Genomic DNA, 987 nt, shown 5'->3' with positions numbered 1-987 from the left:
CATCGCTATCAATGGTGCTTGGATCCGTTGGCGTGACTGGTTTAGCGTTTGGATCCAGTGGATCCGTACCTTTGTCTACTTCTTCTTTGTCGGAGAAGCCGTCATTGTCTGTATCCACTTTATTTGGATCGGTACCTAATTCTTTCTCTTTTCCATCTGGCAACCCTTCACCATCGCTATCAATGGTGCTTGGATCTGTCGGTTTGACTGGTTTAGAATTTGGATCTAGTGGATCCGTGCCTTTGTCTACTTCTTCTTTGTCAGAGAATCCATCATTATCTGTATCCACTTTATTTGGATCCGTGCCTAATTCTTTTTCCTTGCCATCCAATAGACCTTCACCATCTGTATCAATGGTACTTGGATCCGTTGGTGTGGCTGGGGTAGAACCTGGCTTGTCTGGATCTACAAGAGTTGTTTCATCTTCTTCCACCACGTCGGTGCCTGGAACCGTATCCGTTGAACCATCTGGATACGTTACGGTTACCGTTCCGTCATTGCCTACCGTCACTTCGGTGTCCTCTGGCAGATCTGGATTTTTATCTTCTACAGCTTTTTTCACTTTCTCTTTTTCTGGCTCTGTCAGTTTGGTTTTATCTGCCACGACCACTGGTGTATCTGGTTTCTTCACATCTGTCTTTTCAGCTGTAGTTTGCTCGACAGATTTTTCTACCGCTGGGCTTTCTTTCTTGCCTGCTTCGGTCTGCGTCACGCTCACTTTATCGTCGGCATTTAAATTGACCCCTTGTGGTAAATCAACTCTCCAGTTTCCATCTTGTCCTACTGTTGTTTCCACTGGATCGTCTACATTAGGCAACGTTACTTTCACCGTAGCTCCTGGTACACCGGTTCCGCTCACTGCTGGATCGTCACTGTCTACCTTGTTCACCGTCGGTGTTGCACTGGTGCCTTGCTGTGCCACTGTATCTGTTCCAGGGATTGTATCCGTTGAACCATCTGGATACGTTACGGTTACCGTTCCGTCAT

1 protein-coding gene is annotated in these 987 nt (G+C 46.7%); it reads right to left on the bottom strand.

The genetic code is table 11. The annotated features are described in order from the left end of the window. On the bottom strand, nt 1-987 hold a 987-nt coding region (locus tag A5883_RS19340; RefSeq protein ID WP_254907919.1), incomplete at both ends, for an Ig-like domain-containing protein.

Origin of the sequence: Enterococcus sp. 5B3_DIV0040 (genome assembly GCF_002140755.1) — a bacterium.
In the GTDB taxonomy this organism is placed as follows: Bacteria; Bacillota; Bacilli; order Lactobacillales; family Enterococcaceae; genus Enterococcus_D; species Enterococcus_D casseliflavus.
Note: the sequence above shows the minus strand (reverse complement) of the source record. Positions and strands in the feature narration are given on the sequence as shown.